This is a genomic window from Nocardia sp. NPDC059764 (assembly GCF_042732555.1).
GTDB lineage: Bacteria > Actinomycetota > Actinomycetes > Mycobacteriales > Mycobacteriaceae > Nocardia.
Window position 1 is genome coordinate 1 of the sequence record NZ_JBHWHH010000325.1, and the last position, 3045, is coordinate 3045.

A 3045-nucleotide genomic window follows, 5' to 3' on the forward strand; every position below is an offset into this window, starting at 1 on the left:
GCCCCTGAGAGCCCGAGAGTTGCTACTTCTACGCCGACTTCTCGCGGCGCTCCGGGGCGGAGCGCTTGCGCGGCACGATGGTCGGCAGCACATTGTCGTTCACCGTGTCGGCGTTGACGACCACCTTGGCCACGTCATCCCGGCTGGGGATGTCGTACATGACCGGGAGGAGGACTTCCTCCATGATGGCGCGCAGACCGCGGGCGCCGGTGCCACGCAGGATCGCCTGATCCGCAACGGCTTCCAGGGCGTCCTGGGTGAACTCCAGATCCACGCCGTCCATCTCGAACAGGCGCACGTACTGCTTCACCAGCGCGTTCTTCGGCTCGGCCAGAATCCGGACCAGGGATTCCTTGTCCAGGTTGGTGACCGAGGCGACCACGGGCAGACGACCGATGAACTCGGGGATCAGACCGAACTTGATCAGATCCTCGGGCATGACCTCGGCGAAGTGGTCGGCGGTGTCGATCTCGGCCTTGGACCGGACCTCCGCGCCGAAACCGATGCCGCGCTTGCCGACCCGGTCCTGCACGATGCGCTCCAGGCCCGCGAACGCGCCCGCCACGATGAACAGCACGTTCGTGGTGTCGATCTGGATGAATTCCTGATGCGGGTGCTTGCGGCCGCCCTGCGGCGGCACCGAGGCCTGGGTGCCTTCCAGGATCTTCAGCAGCGCCTGCTGCACGCCCTCGCCGGAGACGTCGCGGGTGATGGACGGGTTCTCCGACTTGCGGGCGATCTTGTCGACCTCGTCGATGTAGATGATGCCCGTCTCGGCGCGCTTGACGTCGTAGTCGGCGGCCTGGATCAGCTTGAGCAGGATGTTCTCGACATCCTCACCGACGTAGCCGGCCTCGGTCAGCGCCGTGGCGTCGGCGATGGCGAACGGCACGTTCAGCATCTTCGCCAGCGTCTGCGCCAGGTAGGTCTTGCCACAGCCGGTGGGGCCGAGCATCAGGATGTTGGACTTGGCCAACTCGACCGGTTCACCCCGGGAGTCGCGGCCCTTGTCGCCCGCCTGAATGCGCTTGTAGTGGTTGTAGACCGCCACCGCCAGCGTCCGCTTCGCGGAATCCTGCCCGATCACGTACTGCTCCAGGAAGTCCCGGATTTCCGCGGGCTTGGGGAGTTCGTCGAGCTTGACCTCGCTGGATTCGGCGAGCTCTTCCTCGATGATCTCGTTGCACAGGTCGATGCACTCGTCGCAGATGTACACCCCCGGTCCCGCAATGAGCTTCTTGACCTGCTTCTGGCTCTTTCCGCAGAACGAGCACTTCAACAGATCGCCGCCATCACCGATGCGCGCCATCTCCTGGGTCCCTACTTCCTTGTCCGCGTGCAACCGTCTGTCCCCGGTTGCCGGCGAGCTGCCTTCTTCGAGCGTATGCCGCGACCCCTGATTTTGCGGATCCGGCGATTCGGCTGTCTATCCAAACCTGATTTCGAACGAAGAGCAGAGCCGACAACCACGAGCAAAGGTCCCTAGAGTGACCGTACCCGTTTCGCGTGACCGAGGTCGACAACTTGGGCACGTTTCTCGCCGGACATGTGCGTGGACTCACCTCTGCCCAGGTGGCGGGGACGTTCGCGGCACGCCGCGACCCCGCCACCCGCCCCGCTCACTTCTGGGCGCTGAGCTTGCGGTACTCGAACACCGTGTCGACGATCCCGTAACCCTTCGCCTCTTCGGCGGTGAGGATCTTGTCGCGGTCGGTGTCCTTGCGGATGACGTCCGCGTCCTTGCCGGTGTGGCGAGCCAGCGTGGTCTCCATGAGGCGACGCATGCGCTCGATCTCCGCGGCCTGGATCTCGAGGTCGGAGACCTGGCCCTGGATGCCGCCCGAGGTGGACGGCTGGTGGATCAGGATGCGGGCGTTGGGCAGCGCGGCGCGCTTGCCGGGGGCGCCGGCCGCGAGGATGACCGCGGCGGCCGAGGCGGCCTGACCCAGGCAGACGGTGGCGACGTCGGCGCGCACGTACTGCATGGTGTCGTAGATGGCCATCAGCGCGGTGAACGAGCCGCCGGGCGAGTTGATGTACATGGTGATGTCGCGGTCCGGGTCCTGGGACTCGAGCACCAGCAGCTGCGCCATGATGTCGTTGGCGGAGACATCGTCGACCTGGTTGCCCAGGAAGATGATTCGCTCCTCGAACAGCTTGTTGTACGGGTCCGAGGTCTTGACGCCGAAGCTGGTCTGCTCGGTGAACTGCGGCAGGATGTAGCGCGACTGCGGCAGGTTACCGGCGGCGGCGAAGGTGATGCCCGCGGCCCGCGGATCGATCATGTTGGACATAAACGTCTCTCCAAAGTCTGTGTGGTGGGCTGCGGAACTACTTGCTGCTGCTGCCGTTCGCCTGGCTGGCGTGGGTGACCACATGGTCGATGAAGCCGTAGTCGAGCGCCTCGGCGGCGGTGAACCAGCGGTCGCGGTCGGCATCGGCGGTGACCTGCTCGATGGACTTGCCGGTGTGCTGGGACTGCAGCTCGTTCAGCTCACGCTTGGTGTAGGCGAACTGCTCGGCCTGGATGGCGATGTCGGCGGCCGAACCACCGAGACCGGCCGACGGCTGGTGCATCATGATCCGCGCGTGCGGCAGCGCGTAGCGCTTGCCCTTGGTGCCCGCGGCGAGCAGGAACTGGCCCATGGAGGCGGCCAGGCCCATGCCGACGGTCCGGATGTCGCATTCGGCGAACTGCATGGTGTCGTAGATGGCCATGCCGGCGGTCACCGAACCACCCGGGGAGTTGATGTAGAGCGAGATGTCCTTGGTCGGGTCCTCGGCCGTCAGCAGCAGGATCTGCGCGCACAGCTTGTTGGCGATGTCGTCGTCGACCTGAGTGCCCAGGAAGATGATGCGCTCGCGCAGCAGGCGCTCGTACACCGAATCACTGAGGTTCAGACCAGCAGTCGCGGATGTCATGCGCACCCCTGCCTGATGAATTGTCACGGATACCTGCCCTCTCTCAACGGCTCGGTTAACAAGCCCCTACTGATTCGCTGACACAAACCCTAACGAAGCAGGGCGGTACCGAACTCCCGGTAC

General features: G+C 65.0%; 3 protein-coding genes. All 3 read right to left on the reverse strand.

Going from position 1 to position 3045, the window contains the following annotated elements; all coding sequences use genetic code 11:
- Positions 1 to 28 precede the first annotated feature (28 nt).
- Positions 29 to 1309, reverse strand: a complete 1281-nt coding sequence (gene clpX / locus ACFV4K_RS35270) for an ATP-dependent Clp protease ATP-binding subunit ClpX (RefSeq protein ID WP_357090239.1) — start codon at positions 1307 to 1309, stop codon at positions 29 to 31.
- Between the two features lie 310 nt (positions 1310 to 1619).
- Complete coding sequence (locus tag ACFV4K_RS35275) at positions 1620 to 2294, reverse strand: ATP-dependent Clp protease proteolytic subunit (RefSeq protein WP_357279834.1); 675 nt, start codon at positions 2292 to 2294, stop codon at positions 1620 to 1622.
- Positions 2295 to 2331: 37 nt separating this feature from the next.
- Positions 2332 to 2922, reverse strand: coding sequence for an ATP-dependent Clp protease proteolytic subunit (locus tag ACFV4K_RS35280; RefSeq protein WP_357090243.1), 591 nt, complete (start codon positions 2920 to 2922; stop codon positions 2332 to 2334).
- Between the last annotated feature and the right edge of the window lie 123 nt (positions 2923 to 3045).

Bases quoted from the DNA above. Each gene is read 5' to 3' on its own strand.
- ACFV4K_RS35280 (WP_357090243.1), bottom strand. From the start codon at position 2,922: ATGACATCCGCGACTGCTGGTCTGAACCTCAGTGATTCGGTGTACGAG.
- ACFV4K_RS35275 (WP_357279834.1), bottom strand. From the start codon at position 2,294: ATGTCCAACATGATCGATCCGCGGGCCGCGGGCATCACCTTCGCCGCC.
- clpX (WP_357090239.1), bottom strand. From the start codon at position 1,309: ATGGCGCGCATCGGTGATGGCGGCGATCTGTTGAAGTGCTCGTTCTGC.